This is a genomic window from Fodinicurvata fenggangensis DSM 21160 (assembly GCF_000686045.1).
Taxonomy (GTDB): Bacteria; Pseudomonadota; Alphaproteobacteria; order Kiloniellales; family DSM-21159; genus Fodinicurvata; species Fodinicurvata fenggangensis.
In genome coordinates, this window is sequence record NZ_JMLV01000002.1 from 70,200 (window position 1) to 85,370 (window position 15,171).

At 62.0% G+C, this 15,171-nt stretch carries 14 protein-coding genes; 6 read left to right on the plus strand and 8 right to left on the minus strand.

What is annotated here, in order from left to right; genetic code table 11:
* Positions 1 to 21 precede the first annotated feature (21 nt).
* Complete coding sequence (locus BP38_RS0103490) at positions 22 to 786, minus strand: 16S rRNA (uracil(1498)-N(3))-methyltransferase (RefSeq protein ID WP_026986596.1); 765 nt, start codon at positions 784 to 786, stop codon at positions 22 to 24.
* 72 nt (positions 787 to 858) lie between these two features.
* Here BP38_RS0103490 and ubiA point away from each other — a divergent pair, with 72 nt between their 5' ends.
* Both ubiA and BP38_RS0103500 read left to right on the plus strand, forming a co-directional pair.
* Complete coding sequence (gene ubiA, locus BP38_RS0103495) at positions 859 to 1,794, plus strand: 4-hydroxybenzoate octaprenyltransferase (RefSeq protein WP_051608926.1); 936 nt, start codon at positions 859 to 861, stop codon at positions 1,792 to 1,794.
* Entirely contained in the window at positions 1,794 to 2,474 is a 681-nt protein-coding gene (locus tag BP38_RS0103500) for a class I SAM-dependent methyltransferase (RefSeq protein ID WP_026986598.1), read from the plus strand. The genes ubiA and BP38_RS0103500 overlap by 1 nt, the downstream gene beginning before the upstream one ends.
* Positions 2,475 to 2,558: 84 nt before the next feature.
* Here BP38_RS0103500 and BP38_RS18795 read toward each other — a convergent pair whose 3' ends face one another.
* Positions 2,559 to 2,771, minus strand: coding sequence for a DUF4170 domain-containing protein (locus tag BP38_RS18795; protein ID WP_051608927.1), 213 nt, complete (start codon positions 2,769 to 2,771; stop codon positions 2,559 to 2,561).
* Positions 2,772 to 2,952: 181 nt separating this feature from the next.
* Here BP38_RS18795 and BP38_RS0103510 point away from each other — a divergent pair, with 181 nt between their 5' ends.
* The gene (locus BP38_RS0103510) at positions 2,953 to 4,455 is read left to right on the plus strand and encodes a UbiD family decarboxylase (protein WP_026986599.1); all 1,503 of its coding nucleotides are present in this window, start codon (positions 2,953 to 2,955) and stop codon (positions 4,453 to 4,455) included.
* Between the two features lie 70 nt (positions 4,456 to 4,525).
* Here the strand turns inward: BP38_RS0103510 and nhaC are convergent, their stop codons facing one another.
* Together nhaC and BP38_RS0103520 are read right to left on the minus strand one after the other, a co-directional pair.
* Positions 4,526 to 6,064 carry a Na+/H+ antiporter NhaC gene (gene nhaC, locus BP38_RS18800; protein WP_051608928.1) on the minus strand — a complete coding sequence of 513 codons (1,539 nt, stop codon included), beginning with the start codon at positions 6,062 to 6,064 and terminating at the stop codon, positions 4,526 to 4,528.
* A gap of 146 nt (positions 6,065 to 6,210) precedes the next feature.
* On the minus strand, positions 6,211 to 6,897 hold the full coding sequence (locus tag BP38_RS0103520; RefSeq protein ID WP_245602310.1) for a class I SAM-dependent methyltransferase: 687 nt from the start codon (positions 6,895 to 6,897) through the stop codon (positions 6,211 to 6,213).
* Positions 6,898 to 7,036: 139 nt separating this feature from the next.
* Between BP38_RS0103520 and gloB the strand changes: the two genes are divergently transcribed.
* Entirely contained in the window at positions 7,037 to 7,807 is a 771-nt protein-coding gene (gene gloB / locus BP38_RS0103525) for a hydroxyacylglutathione hydrolase (protein WP_026986601.1), read from the plus strand.
* 193 nt (positions 7,808 to 8,000) lie between these two features.
* Positions 8,001 to 8,426 carry a cupin domain-containing protein gene (locus tag BP38_RS0103530; RefSeq protein WP_026986602.1) on the plus strand — a complete coding sequence of 142 codons (426 nt, stop codon included), beginning with the start codon at positions 8,001 to 8,003 and terminating at the stop codon, positions 8,424 to 8,426.
* A gap of 33 nt (positions 8,427 to 8,459) precedes the next feature.
* Here BP38_RS0103530 and phbB read toward each other — a convergent pair whose 3' ends face one another.
* The 3 genes from phbB to BP38_RS0103545 form a co-directional block, all read right to left on the minus strand.
* The gene (phbB, locus tag BP38_RS0103535; protein ID WP_026986603.1) at positions 8,460 to 9,182 is read right to left on the minus strand and encodes an acetoacetyl-CoA reductase; all 723 of its coding nucleotides are present in this window, start codon (positions 9,180 to 9,182) and stop codon (positions 8,460 to 8,462) included.
* Positions 9,183 to 9,347: 165 nt separating this feature from the next.
* Complete coding sequence (locus BP38_RS0103540; protein ID WP_026986604.1) at positions 9,348 to 10,523, minus strand: acetyl-CoA C-acetyltransferase; 1,176 nt, start codon at positions 10,521 to 10,523, stop codon at positions 9,348 to 9,350.
* 132 nt (positions 10,524 to 10,655) lie between these two features.
* Positions 10,656 to 11,900 (minus strand): alpha/beta fold hydrolase, encoded by a 1,245-nt coding sequence (locus BP38_RS0103545; RefSeq protein WP_026986605.1) that lies wholly within the window; start codon positions 11,898 to 11,900, stop codon positions 10,656 to 10,658.
* A gap of 436 nt (positions 11,901 to 12,336) precedes the next feature.
* Here BP38_RS0103545 and phaR point away from each other — a divergent pair, with 436 nt between their 5' ends.
* On the plus strand, positions 12,337 to 12,984 hold the full coding sequence (phaR, locus tag BP38_RS0103550; RefSeq protein WP_026986606.1) for a polyhydroxyalkanoate synthesis repressor PhaR: 648 nt from the start codon (positions 12,337 to 12,339) through the stop codon (positions 12,982 to 12,984).
* A 20-nt stretch (positions 12,985 to 13,004) separates the two neighbouring features.
* Here the strand turns inward: phaR and BP38_RS0103555 are convergent, their stop codons facing one another.
* Positions 13,005 to 14,756, minus strand: coding sequence for a putative bifunctional diguanylate cyclase/phosphodiesterase (locus BP38_RS0103555; RefSeq protein WP_081816437.1), 1,752 nt, complete (start codon positions 14,754 to 14,756; stop codon positions 13,005 to 13,007).
* Positions 14,757 to 15,171: the final 415 nt, after the last annotated feature.

The following is a 15,171-nucleotide window of genomic DNA, read 5'->3' on the forward strand; positions in this document are numbered from 1 at the left end:
CAGGGCAGGCATCCGCCCACCTCAACGCGGCTGCAGATTGCGGAATTTGGGCGTTTCCGCCCAGTCGCCGCCAAGCGCCTGCATCACCGACAGCGCCGCGATCACGGCCGTGTCGGCACGCAGGATACGTGGGCCCAGGCCCACCGGGCAGGCCGCCGGATGCCGTGCGATCATGGCCTGTTCGCGTTCATCGAATCCACCTTCCGGACCGGTCAGCAGGGCACGCGCCCCCGTCTCGTTCACAATCTCGTGAATCGGTCGGCCACCTCCACTCTCGTCGGCAAAGAGAAAGGGTTTGTCGTCAGGCCAGTCGTCCAGCATTCGTTCAAGTTTCACCGGATCGGCCACTTCGGGCAGGGCGATCCGCTCGCACTGTTCGGCCGCTTCGCGGACGGCCGTGCGCAGACGCTGGACATTCACCCTGTCCACAATTGTCCTGTGGGTCAGAACCGGTTGCAGGCGTGTGCAGCCCAGCTCCGTCGCCTTCTCGACGATCCAGTCGATACGCGCGCGCTTGACCGGCGCAAAGAATACGGTCAGCTCCGGCTCGTCCTCTTGCGGCCGCGATTGCGTTTCCACCTTCAGGGAAGCCCAGCCCTTGCCCAGCGCCTCGACCCGGGCCAGCCATTCCCCGTCCCGGCCATTGAACAGCGCCAGTTGCGCCCCCGGTCTCAGGCGCAGGACCGAGCGCAGGAAATGCGCCTGCTCAGGGCCCAGGCCCAGGACCGGCTCCTCGCCCAGCTCGTCTTCCACATAAAGACGCGTGGCCAGCTTGACGTCCTTCATTCGGAAATCCGCAATTCTTTTTTAATAAGCGTGATCTTGAGCCCGAGGCCCGGCCCGCGCAAGATACGCGCCATGATCTCTTCGGCAAACAGGCATTCAGACGCAAGCGACATCGTTCCCAACAACTGGCTGGAACGTCAGCTGCCCAGTGCTTGGCGTCCCTATTCCCGCTTGGCCCGTCTGGACCGCCCGATCGGGACCTGGCTCCTGCTCTTCCCCTGCTGGTGGTCCATTGCCATGGCCGAGGTCGCAAGCGGACAGGCGCCGAATCCCTGGCTCTATCTGCTGTTCGGACTGGGCGCCATCCTGATGCGTGCAGCAGGCTGCACCATCAACGACATTCTGGACCGGCATTATGACGGACAGGTCGCGCGCACCAGCACCCGCCCTCTGCCCAGCGGCCAGATCACGCTGAAACAGGCCATTGCCTTTCTCGCGGCTCTGCTCGCAGGCGGCGCCGTCATTCTCTTCTCGCTCACGTCAGCGGCAATCCTGCTTGGCCTGGCATCTTTGCTGCTGGTCTTCCCCTATCCGCTCATGAAGCGCATCACCTACTGGCCGCAGCTCTGGCTGGGATTGACCTTCAACTGGGGCGCCCTGATGGGCTGGGCCGCCGTCCACGACAGCCTGGGCTGGCCGCCTGTCCTGCTCTACCTGGCCGGCATCTTCTGGACACTGGGTTACGACACGATCTATGCCCATCAGGACAAGGAGGATGACGCCCTGATCGGCCTGAAGTCCAGCGCGCTGAAGCTGGGTGCGCGCACGCGTCCCTGGCTGGTTGGCTTCTATAGCGCCTGTGTCCTCCTGATGGGCGCCGCCGGGGCTAGCGCGGCTCTTCCATGGCCCTACTACCTGGGCCTGGCAGCCGTAGCCGCCCATTTCACCTGGCAGGTTGCCACGCTGGACATGGACGCCCATCGCAATTGCCTGGCCCGCTTCCGTGCCAACCGCTTCGTGGGGTGGCTGCTCCTGGCCGGGCTTGCCTTGGCCAGCCTGGTCGCCTGATGGACAACCCCGAGAGGGATCCGTCCGTCGCCCGCGCCTTCGTGCGGAACAACACAGCGATCGAGACACCTACTCTGGTACCGGAAATCCCGCTGCATCTGGCCAGCAAGGTCATGCCCTTGTGGCATGCCACCGAAGAGGAACTGGAACAAATGGAGATACCGCCGCCCTACTGGGCCTTTGCCTGGGCCGGTGGACAGGCGCTCACGCGATTCCTGCTGGACAATCCCGACAGGGTGCGTGGCAAACGGGTGCTGGACTTTGCCGCTGGAAGCGGCCTCTCCGCCATCGCCGCCGCACGCTGTGGTGCGCGGGAGGTCGTCGCTTCGGAAATCGACCCCCTGGCCCTCGCCGCGATCCAGCTGAATGCCGAACTTAACCAGGTCCAGCTTCATGTCATGGACGAAGATTTCCTGGGTCGCGGGGACGGCGCCTGGGACCTGCTGCTGGCCGGAGACGTCTGCTACGAGCAGCCCATGGCCGACCGGGCCTTCGCCTGGCTTGCCCAGCAAGCGGCCGCCGGCGCTGATGTCCTGATGGGAGATCCCGGGCGCAGCTATCTTCCTGCGCAGGGCCTGGAGGCACTTGCCGTCTACAGGGTGCCTACCAATCGTGAACTGGAGGACAGTGAGGTGCGCCGCACTACGGTCTGGCGCATCCTGCCCAGCGAAGGGGATTGACCTCTCCTTGCGGAGGGATCGTTCAGGGCTGCGCGGCCCAGGGCAGGAATCCGTGAACCGCGCGAAAGCGGACAACCCTGTCGGTCAGTCCGTGCAGGGCGGTGCCAGGTCCTGGTCCATGCTTTCGATGCGATAACGCGTCTGCGCATCGTCAACGGTTGACCAGGCGCGCCGGGCCCATTCGGCCTTGGCCTGATTGTAACTTCCGAAGGGACCTATCCACTCTTCCCCGCCTTCGCGAGGAACCCGGAAGCTGGTATCCTTGTATTCACCGCCAACCACCCAGTATTGTTGCATTTTTAAGGCTATCCCGTTTCTTGCCTTTGAACTCTGCGGTAACACTAGATACTTAATACCCCCGCGCACAGCATGCAAGCATGCCCACTGGGAAGTTTCCTCGCCAAGACCGCGGGTTTCCTTATAGTCTGAGCGTAACAAGTCTAGCGATCATGGCGCGCCTGGCAGCGAAGGAGAATTCATGCCCTACAAGTCCCTGCGTGATTTCATGGAGCGTCTGGAGCGCACGGGCGATCTGAAACGCGTACAGCATCCCGTCTCACCCGTTCTGGAAATGACCGAGATTCAGACCCGGCTGCTGGCCGAGGGCGGACCTGCGGTCCTGTTCGAGACTGTCCGACACCAGGGACAAGGCTATGACATGCCGGTGCTGGTCAATCTCTTCGGTACGGTGGAGCGCGTGGCCTCGGGCATGGAACGCACACCTGAAGAACTGCGCGAGGTAGGCGAAACGCTGGCCTTCCTGCGCCAGCCGGAACCGCCGGGCGGCTTTCGCGAGGCCTTCGAGATGATGCCGCTTCTCAAGAAGGTCATGGCCATGAAGCCCCGCACGACCTCGCGGGCGCCCTGTCAGGAGATCGTTCAACAGGGCGACGAGATCGACCTGGACGCTCTGCCGATCCAGACGTGCTGGCCGGGGGAACCGGCGCCGCTGATCACCTGGCCGCTGGTGGTGACCAAGGGGCCCGGCAAGGCGCGCGAGGACGATTTCAATCTCGGCATCTACCGCATGCAGAAGCTGGATGGGAAACGCACCTTGATGCGCTGGCTGAAGCACCGCGGCGGCGCCCAGCATCATCGCCGCTGGGGGCAGGAAAAGACCGAGCCCCTGCCCGCTGCAGCCGTGCTGGGGGCCGATCCGGGCACCATCCTGGCAGCCGTCACGCCAGTCCCGGACACCCTTAGCGAATACCAGTTCGCAGGCCTGCTGCGCGGACAGAAGGTAGAGCTGGTCGACTGCAAGACCGTGCCCTTGAAGGTACCCGCCGAGGCCGAGATCGTCCTGGAGGGCTACGTCAGTCTCGAAGACTACGAAGACGAGGGCCCCTATGGCGATCATACGGGCTACTACAATTCGGTGGAGTCATTCCCGGTCTTCAACATCACCGCGATTACCCGTCGGCGCAAACCCATCTATCTCTCCACCTTCACAGGCCGGCCGCCCGACGAGCCCTCGGTCCTGGGCGAGGCACTGAACGAGGTCTTCATCCCGCTGATCCGGCAGCAGTTCCCGGAGATCACGGACTTCTGGCTGCCGCCCGAAGGCTGCAGCTACCGCATCGCGGTGGTCTCGATGAAGAAGGCCTATCCCGGCCACGCCAAGCGCGTGATGATGGCCGTCTGGTCCTATCTGCGCCAGTTCATGTACACCAAGTTCGTGATCGTCGTGGACGACACCATCAATGCCCGGGACTGGAAGGATGTCATGTGGGCGATCTCCACCCGCATGGATCCGGCGCGCGACATGACGGTGATCGAGAACACCCCCATCGACTACCTGGACTTCGCCAGCCCGGAATCGGGCCTGGGCTCGAAGGTAGGCCTGGACGCCACCGACAAGTGGCCGCCGGAGACTCACCGTGAATGGGGCCAGGAAATCCGCATGGACCCGGACGTGGTGAAGCAGGTCGACGCGATCTGGGACCAGCTCGGCCTGCCCGGCAGCGGCCGGTCGATCTGGTAGATCTTGCAGTCCCCGAACGAATGAGGGCCGGCGAAATGCCGGCCCTCTTCAAGCGAACCGTTCCCTTGGCCTATTCGGCCGGTTTCGGTTGGGTCTCCATGCCCTTCGTCGGGTCCTCGTAACCCTGGTCGGTCATGTCCTTGATGGCCTCGTTCTGCTTGCGCCACTGCTGGACCTCCTCTTCCGTCGCCTTGGGAGAGAAGAGCCCGGTTATGGCATAGAAGATGCCGATCACGGGCGCCGTCCAGCAGGCAAAGGCCAGAGGTATGTAGAGAAGGTTCACGAACTCCCCGTCCGCGATACCGAGCCCCAGGGCCGTGATCACGAAAGCACCACCGGCGTTCCAGGGAATCAGCGGCGACATCAGCGTGCCGCCCTCTTCGGTCGCACGCGACAGGTTAAGCGTCGAATAGCCCATTCCGCGATAAACCGGTGCGTACATGCGTCCCGGAAGGGCAATGGACAGGTAGGGGTCGCCCGCCACCAGGTTCGTGGCGAAAGAGGCCCCTATGGCAGATGACTGGACACCAGCGAAGCTGTGTACCTTGGTCAGGATCGCGTTGATGATGGTCTCCAGGCAACCGGTGCGTTCGAGCGCACCGCCAAAACCCAGCGCGATCAGGATCAGGGAAATGGTCCACATCATGGACTGGATACCGCCAGAGTTCAGCAGGCTGTCGATCTCGGAAACACCGGTCTCGATGGAATAGCCACTGTTGGCGTAGCTGAAGACCTCGTGCATGCCGGATCCCTGGAACAGCATCGCCATGAGGCCGCCCACGACAACGCCGGCAAACAGCGAGGGAATCGGCGGCTGCTTCATGATCGCAAGCGCGATCACCAGCAAGGCCGGCAGCAACAGCCAGGGAGAGATCAGGAAGTTGTCCTGCAGCGCTGTCGTGATGCTCTCGATGCGCCCGAAGGAACTCTCCCCCGACTCGAGCAGGGTATAGCCCGCCACTCCATAGATCACCAATGCAATCAGCATGGCGGGTATCGTGGTTGGCAGCATGTTGCGAATATGATCGAAGATGTTCACGCCGGTCACGGCAGGCGCCAGATTGGTCGTGTCCGACAGCGGCGAGATCTTGTCGCCGAAGAAGGCGCCGGAAACCACGGCCCCGGCGGTCCAGTACATCGGAATGCCGAAGCCTTCGCCAATCCCCATGAGCGCCAGGCCGACCGTTCCGACCGTTCCCCAGGAGGTGCCCAGGGAAACGGAGACCAGGGAACAGAGAATCATTGCCGCGGCAAGAAAGACTTCCGGACTGAGGATGACCAGCCCGTAATAGATCAGGGTCGGCACCGTGCCACTGGCAATCCACACGCCAATGATCATGCCGACCACGATCAGGACGGATACCGAGGGCAGGGATACATTGATGACGTGAAAGACGCCATCCTGGATGTTGGGCCACTTGTGGCCCAGCTTCTTGCCCACCATGGCAGTGATCGCCAGCCCTATGGCCAAGGGGATGTGCGGGGTGAAATTATCGAATACGAAAAGCTGCAGTCCCAGGACCAAGAGCGTCAGGACAACGGGCACCAGGGCCAGGAGAAGTGTAGGTTTCTCGACCGGCCCCTGTTCCGTCTGATCAGTACTGCTCATGCGACTCCCCTTATGGCTTGTTTTTATGGACGAGACCGGATTGTGAGTCCGGACACGAAAACGGACGGTCGCACTCCTTTGCGCTGGCGTACAGCGTTAAAATGCAACCGTCCTGGAGTCTTTCTTATTTTCTTGTGCAGTCAGGGTCAATACCTGCGCGAGGCAGGCGTTGGACGTACTACCTGTGGCAGAGACCAGGTCAGACGCCGCCGTTCGGCGGCCCGCAGCGGACGCACGGCATAGACCTGCTTGCTGACCTCGACGATGTTCACTCCTGCGAAATGCGAGGAGACCCGACGGCCGATCCGCTCCCAGGCCGGTGCCGTGCGCAGCAGGGCGCGGGAGTGCGTAGGCGGTATGAAAAGGGCCTGGGTGCTGCGCAGGGGCGTAAAGCTGTGTTCGCGTAGCAGGCGCGATAACTGCATCTGACTGTAGGGGTGGCCATAACCGAAGGGCGTGCGTTCGAACCGGGCCCACAGGCCGCGCCTGTTGGGAACCACGATGATCAGGCGGCCCTCTCCCTTCAGAACACGCCAGACCTCGTTCAACATGTCGCGCAGGTAGTCGGAATTCTCCAGGCAATGGACCAGGAGGACACGGTCCACGGAAAAATTCGTAAGCGGCAGTTCCGTCTCGTCCACCAGCGCCACGCTGTTGCGCCCTTCACCGGGCCAGCGCATAACCCCCTGCGTTAGGGGCATGAAGGCAAAAAGACGTGCGGCCTCGTGGAACTGCCTCAGGTAAGGCGTGGCATAGCCCATCCCCAGGACCTCAAGGCCGTGCAGATCGGGCCAGAATGCCCGCAGCCGACGGCGGATGAGATGGCGTGCCATCTCTCCGGTGGGTGTTTCGTAGAACTCCCGATAATCAACGGCATCATTCCACATGGGGGTACAATAGCACAGGATTCGGACTCATATGAATGGATTGCAGAGTCCACAGGCAACAGATCAGCAAGGTGAAGTTCCAGCCATGGCCCAGCTCGAGATACAGCAGATTCCCGTCCTTAGCGACAACTATGTCTATCTGGTTCGCGAAGCCGACAGTGGCGCCGTGGCCGTGGTGGACCCGGCCGTCTCCAAGCCGGTGCTGGAGGCTGCCAAGCAACTCGGCTGGACGATCACGCACATCCTGAATACGCACCATCACCCTGACCACGTGGGCGGAAACCTGGAAATCAAGAAGGCCACCGGCTGCCGCATCATCGGGCCGGCCCCGGACGAAGCCCGCATCCCCGGGATCGACGAAGCCGTGAACGAGGGCGACATCGTGAAGCTGGGCGAGGCCGAGGCGGAAATCTTCTTCGTGCCGGGCCACACCCGTGGCCACATTGCCTTCTGGTTCCCTGAAAGCCAGGCGCTGTTCTGTGGCGACACGCTTTTTGCGCTGGGCTGCGGACGCCTGTTCGAGGGCAGCCCGGCACAGATGTGGGACTCACTGCGCAAGCTGCGTGAATTGCCGGACACCGCCGCAGTTTACTGCGCTCACGAATACACGCAGAACAACGCACGCTTTGCGCTCAGCATCGAACCCGACAACAGCCAGCTGCAGGAACGTGCACGACAGATCGACAGCCTGCGCAAGGACGGAAAACCGACCGTTCCCTCGCACCTGGGCGAGGAGAAAGCCACCAACCCTTTCCTGCGCGCCGATGACCCCGCCCTGGCGACCGCCCTGAACCTCCAGGGCCGCTCGGCCCAGGAATGCTTTGCGGAAGTGCGTCGACGCAAGGATGTTTTCTGAACCACCTTGCAATCCGAATGGGACCTGATCTCCAGGCAGCTCGCAGGAGCTGGGCACCCCTGAGGCGTATCTGCTGCTCATGGTCAGTGGCGCCGAAAGACGCTGTAGGGTGCAACTGCTGGCTTGACCGCAGGCGGGACCGGGATGATTCTCCGGTCGGTTTTCGTCATACAGATATAAGAGAGGCTCCGAGATGACCAATCCCGATGAACTGATCCGCCTGCTGGGCCTGGAGCCGCATCCCGAGGGCGGTCGTTACCGGGAAATCTATCGTGCCAAGGCCGCAGAAGGCGAACGCAGCAGCGTCACGGCTATCTATTACCTGCTGCGCGCCGGCGAACGCAGCCACTGGCACAGGGTGGATGCCACCGAGATCTGGCACTGGTACGCCGGTGCGCCGCTTGCCCTACACCTAAGCAGTGACGGCCGGACCAGTGAAATTCACCGGCTGGGCACCGACTTCGCCAGTGGCGAGCGGCCCCAGGTGGTGCTTGAGCCCCATGTCTGGCAATCGGCGGAGAGCCTGGGCGATTGGACCCTGGTGGGTTGCACCGTCGCTCCAGCCTTCGAGTTCTCGGGATTCGAGCTGGCCCCCGAAGGCTGGGCGCCGGGACAGTAAGCCACCCCGACAGGGCGGGGCAGCAAGGTCTCGTCAGTACATATGCTGGCCACCGTTGATGGACAGTGTCGAACCGGTCACGAAACCGGCATTGTCGGACACCAGGAAGACGACACCGCGTGCAATCTCCTCCGGCTGTCCGAGCCGACCCACCGGGATTCGAGCGACGATCTTCTCAAGGACATTCTCGGGCACGGCGCGGACCATGTCGGTCTCGATATAGCCCGGCGCGATGGCATTCACCGTGACGCCTTTGCCGGCCCCTTCCTGGGCCAGGGCCTTGGTGAAGCCGTGGATGCCTGACTTGGCCGCGGCATAGTTCACCTGGCCATACTGGCCGGCCTGGCCGTTGATCGAGCCAATGTTGACGATGCGCCCGAACCCTTTCTCACGCATGGATTCGATCACACAGCGGCAGAGGTTGAAACAGGATGTCAGGTTGGTGTCGATGACAGCCTGCCACTGCTCCGGCGTCATCTTGTGGATGGTGCTGTCACGCGTGATTCCGGCGTTGTTCACCAAGACTTCAACCGGCCCATGCTCCTGCGCGATCTTCTCGATCCCGGCCTTGACCGCCTCGAAATCCGAAACGTCGAACTTGGCGACGGCAATTCCGGTCTCTTTCGAGAAGGCCTCGGCCGCTTCATCATTGCCGCCGTAGTTGGCAACGACCCGATACCCTTCGTTCTTGAGGGCGACACAGATTGCCGCGCCAATGCCGCGTGTACCACCGCTTACCAAAGCCACTCTGGACATACCTTTTTCTCCCTGTCGTTTTATGCGTGACGTCCTGTCCTTGTCTTTAGCGGTCCGCTACCTACGGGACCTGTTTCCGAATAGACTTGGCCGGCCCGTCCGCACTTGGAGCAGCCCCTGGCAGGCCGTTCTTCCCTGTCAGGACAGGACAGGGCTTCACTGTCGTCAGTCGCGGGCCAGGCACATGGCAATACCCATGCCACCACCAATGCACAGCGTGGCCAGACCCTTCTTGGCGTCGCGGCGGCCCATTTCGTGCAACAGGGTGGTCAGGATGCGTCCACCGGACGCACCGATGGGATGCCCCAGCGCAATGGCACCGCCGTTCACATTCACCTTTTCGGGGTCCCAGCCCATGTCCTTGTTCACGGCCAGGGCCTGGGCGGCAAAGGCTTCATTGGCTTCGATCAGGTCCAGGTCATCGGCCGACCAACCGGCTTTTTCCAAGGCCTTGCGGCTGGAGGGGATCGGCCCTGTGCCCATAATAGCAGGATCCACGCCGCAGGTCGCCCAGGAGGCGATACGAGCCAAGGGTGTCAGGCCGCGCTTTTCGGCCTCCTTGGCGCTCATCAGGACAACAGCCGCGGCCCCGTCATTGATGCCACTGGCATTGCCGGCCGTGACCGTCCCCTCCTTGTCGAAGGCGGGGCGCAGCTTGGCCAGGCTTTCGCTCGTGGTGCCATGCTTGGGATGTTCGTCTTCCTCGACCACGTTCTCGCCCTTGCGGGTCTTGATGGTCACGGGAACGATCTCCTCCTTGAAGCGGCCCTCTTTCTGCGCAGCTTCCGCCTTCTGCTGCGAATTGGCGGCGAAGGCATCCTGCTCATCGCGGGTCAGCTGCCACTTCTGCGCCACGTTTTCGGCGGTGTTGCCCATGTGATAGCCATTAAAGGCATCCCAGAGGCCGTCTTTGATCATGGTATCGACAAACTTGACGTCGCCCATCTTGTGGCCATTGCGCAGGTGTGCGCAGTGTGGCGCCTGGCTCATGGATTCCTGGCCGCCCGCCACGACAATGGAGCTGTCGCCGATCTTGATGGCCTGGTAGCCCAGGGCCACGCTGCGCAGTCCGGAACCGCACAGCTGGTTGATCTGGTAGGCTGTCTTTTCCTGGGGAATGCCGGCCTCCATCGCGGCTTGGCGTGCCGGGTTCTGTCCGGCACCGGCCGTCAGAATCTGCCCCAGGATGGCTTCGTCCACTTCGCCGCCCTCGACTTTTGCGCGCTCAAGCGCGGCGCCGATGGCCACCGAGCCCAGATGCGAGGCGGCCACACTGGACAAGGTCCCACTGAAGGCCCCGACCGGCGTACGCGCAGCGCTGACTATTACAACATCCGACATTCTGGCTTCCTCCTGGATTCAAGTATTCCGACCATTAAGCTTGGGGCGAAATCGCGGAATTTTAAGGAGCCGCCCCGATTTTTGCACTGCAATACGACCAGAGAGTACAATCTGCCTCCCGAAAGGGACAAGCTAAGAAACCGCTTTTCCCCGCATCCAGTCGCGCAGCGGCTCCCAAACGCGCGTACGGGCACCGCGGCTGGCAACCATGCCGATATGGCCGGCCTTTGGCCGGTGAATTGTACAATCCGGCAGGGCCTCTGCCAGGGCCAGGGCCGAACCCGGCGGTACAATCCTGTCCTCGGAGGGAATGATCGCGAGGCTGGGCAAATCGACAGCATCGGGACGCACCGGACGGCCGGCCAGCCGCCACTGCCCTTCATGCGCGCTGTTCTGGGCATACCATCCGCCCAGGCATTCCCGGGCGACGGGGGCCGCCAGGGGCACGCCATCGTTCAACCAGTCTTCCAGGGCCACGAAGGAACGGGCCTGCGCACTCTCCGGATCCAGGTGAGCAAAATGCCGGAACTTGCGCGCCGTCGCCATCGGATCGACCAGGGCAAAAAGCGACTGCAGGACGTCCACCGGCAGTTCGCCCAGGATGTCCATAACGCCCCCCCAGCTTGCCAGGGCTGCCCGCCCCAGGGCGGCCTGGCCCGGCGTGGCATGAAAATTCCATGGTGTGGCCAGCAGGGCCAAGGCGCTCAGGTCGTTCTGGCGACGCTGTGCCAGCGCCAGGGCCAGCAGCCCGCCCATGCAATAGCCAAGCAGGAGTGGCCTGGCCCCGGTTTCCTGCCGCACTGCATCCAGCGCGCTCTCCAGGTAGCCGGCGATGTAATCGGTCAGCGAAAACCTGCGTTCAATCTCCCCCGGCGCACCCCAATCCATCAGGAAAACACGAAACCCCTGTTCCGCCAGCCAGCGGGCCAGTGAGCAGCTGTCCGAAAGATCCAGGATGTAGCCGCGGTTGATCAGCGAGGGAACGAGCAGGACCGGAGGGCCATCTCCGCCGTAGTCCAGAAGGCGCGCCGAGCCTTCTGACCAGAGGACAGGAGGGTCATCCAGGTTTCTTCGATAGGCATGGCGCCTGTAGGCGGTGATGCCATCAAGAAGCTCCGTCTGGCGCTTTCGGATTTGCCGGTCCAGTGCGCTTGCCAGATTTTCCGGATCGCTTTCTCTGCGTGCCAGTTCCAGCCGCAGCGCCTCCTCTTCGCTGCGCAGGGCTGGAGGAAAGTTCTGCAATCCGTTGCTCCAACTCGGCCAGGCGAGTCTCGATCCGTTCCAGATCGCCTGGGCCAGGCCCAGATGCAGCATCAGCGGGCGTGGTCCCAGTCTCGGCTTCCTTGAAGCTACGGCTTGTGCGTCCACTTGCCCCATGGGTCCTGTCTTCTTTCCTGCCTGTATCGGCCTGCGCGTCGGACGGATATGCATTCATTCCGGCAGAGGAACTATTACCCCAGCCGGTACAAGCCGCCCAGTTCCGCACCTGTGTCATCCAGGCGGCCGTCAGGCTGTCCAGCGCCTGCCCCAGTTCCGGATCCGCCGCCCGCAGCGAAGCCTCCCGCTCCCTCAGATCAAGGTAGCGCTCGGCCAGATCGTCCAGGTCGCTTGCGTGCCGGGTCTTGCCTTCATTCTCCATGATGGTCGCATTATAGCGTTCCGGTTGCGACAAGGCCATGACACAGGCCAAGGACGGTAAAAGCAGGCATCGCCGCAATGCGGGGTGATTGACAGTGCCCCGCCGGGGGCAGCACTATTCCTTCACACCGCAAGCATGCGCGGTGCATGCCACAACCCAGTGAGGCGTAGAACCTTGGAGAAATCAGAACGGACCGCCGATTCGGCACCGATTACCATCAAGAAGTACGCCAATCGCAGACTGTACAATACCGCAACCAGCAGCTACGTCACCCTGGACCATCTTTGCCAGATGGTGAAGGAGGACGTCGATTTTGTCGTCTATGATGCCAAGAGCGGCGATGACATTACCCGCTCCGTCCTGACCCAGATCATCGTCGAGGAAGAGGCCAAGGGCGAGAACCTGCTGCCCATTTCCTTCCTGCGCCAGTTGATCTCGTTCTACGGCCACGGCATGCGCTGGATGCTGCCCAGTTACCTTGAGCAGACCATGGAAGCCTTCGCCGCCAACCAGGAGGCCATTGCCAAGAACATGCAGGACACCGTGGGCGGGGTCTTTCCCTTCGGCAACATGGAGGAACTGGGAAAACAGAACATGGCCATGCTGCAGCGCACGATGAGCATGTTCACGCCCTTCGCCGGCGAAGGCGATCCGAACACGCAGGCGGGCCAGAGCCAGGAGCCGACAAGCGGTGCCAGTTCGACTGGCAAGGAAGAAGCCTCCACCAGCGCCCAGAACCGCGAGGAACAGCTCGAGCAACTGCAGAAACAGGTCGAGCAGCTTCGCGATGAACTGGGAAAGCTATCGAAAAACAGGAAATAAGGTCCGACAGGGCCGGTCCCTCAGATAAGCTGCAGGTCCTTCTGCCCACCAAGCAGGATGGACGAAGACCTGTGCCCGCCGTCCAGACCGGGCACGCCTGACTGATTTCGCCAATTCGGTGCGACTTCCGGCATGCCGAAATAATACCCCTGGATCATGTCCAGGCCTTCACGCGCCAGATAGGCCGCTTCTTCCCCCCGCTCGGCCCCCTCGGCCAGGGTCTCCAGCTTGAAGGCGCGGGCCAGGCTCAAGAGGTTGCGCAGAAAGAGCTGGTTTTCCGGCGAGCGGGAAATGTCCCGTATGAAGGACCGGTCGATCTTCACCAAATCGACGGTCAGGGCCTTCAAGTGATTGAAGGTACTGAAGCCGGCTCCGAAATCGTCCAGGGCCACACGGCTCCCCAGTTCGCGCACCTGGGCCACGAAACAGGCCGTCTCGTCCACGTCCAGCAGGGCCGCCGTCTCGGTAATCTCGACAATCAGGCGACGCGCCACCTGCGGACGGCTTTTCAGGCGCCGCACCAGGGTGCGAAGCCAATCGTGATCGCCGGCCGTCAGCCCCGAGATGTTGAGCGCGAGCGTGATGCTGGGATGGCGCTCAAGGTCGGAAAGGACCAGGTTCAGCACGTGCAGGTCCAGCAGGCGCATGAGGCCCAGCTGTTCCACGGCAGGTATGAACTTAGCCGCCGGAATCAGGTTGCCCTCGGCATCCTGTAGCCGTGCCAGGCATTCATGGAAGCGCACGGCATGGGTCCTGGCATCGACCACAGGCTGATAGGCCAGGCAGAGACGACCGTCCGTCAGCGCATTCTTGACGGCATTTCCGGTTTCCATGCAGGCGCGCACCCTTTGGCGGTGCTCCTCGGAGACCGCATAGAAAGAGATGCAATCGCGACCGGATTTCTTGGCGTCGAACAGGGCGCTTTCCGCCTTGGCCATCAGGTCCAGGGCATGCCCCTCGTCCTCGGCAAACAGCACACCGCCTATGGAGGCCGAAAGATGCAGTTCGCCTTCCACGATCGACACGGGCGCTTCGCGTACGCAATCCCTCATGGCCTGGGCAACGCGGCGCACCTGCTCTTCGGGACTCGCTCTCAGGATCAGGCCAAAACGATCTCCGCCTATGCGTCCAAGAGAATCACCAGGACGCAAGGACTTCTGGATCCGCCGGGTAACCTCGATCAGGACGGCATCGCCCGCCTCATAACCATAGACGGAATTGATACGTGCCAGGGAATCCAGGCCCAGGACAAGGAAAGCGCCCTCGTGGCTCTGGTCGGCCTGCGTGTCGAGAAGTTCCTGAAGAACCTCGCTCAGGGACAGGCGATTTGGCAGGGCGGTCAGGTCATCCTGACAGGCCAGGCGCTCGAGACGGGCTTCCTGGTGCTTGCGTTCGGTGACACGGCGTATCACGCCGCAAAGGATTCCATGACCGCCCGCACCATCCTGCTGAAGCGCACCTCGGTCATGCAGCCAGTGATAGTCGCCCTGGCCATCCTGGAAACGGTATTCGCAATCATAGGCCCCCTGCCCCAGCAGGTGGTCATCCAGGATCATCTGTCGCCGCATACGATCTTCCTGCGGCACTCTTTCGAGAAAGGCGGACAGGGTTTCGGGGACCTCATCCTGGGTCAAGCCCAGGCAGGATTCGAGGCTTCCCAACCATTCCAGCGTGCCCTTGGAAAGGTCGAATCGGTAGACCAGATCACCCGCGGTCTCCACCGCCCGGTGCCAGTCCTGCCATTGCGAAGCGCTTTGTTCTTCCGGCCTCACCGCTTTTTGCCCCTACCTGGTACAAGCTTTTGTTGACCGCCAAGCCTCACATCTTGCGAAGCCCTGTGCGTAAGGAGATAGGACAGCATCGGTTCCACATCTTAAGAAATAATGAAGTTCACCTGGCTCACTCCAGCCACGAAAGCCCGCCCCCCGGAACTCGGGAGGCCCGGAAAAATTTACTCATTCTTTATCTGCATTGTCCGCATGCAAAGGCAAACCGTCGAGCCCCCTCCATGCCGGTCGATCGGGCAGCGCAGAAGACAGGATCAGAAAAAATCCTTTATTTACAGAGCGATATCCCATTCTGTGACATCCCCGCCTCTTCATAGCCCAAAAAAGGTCACGACTTCTTTCGGCCCGAACCAGTGAAAGGAATGCAGGAAAGTTCAACCAAAATACTACCTTTAGTTTA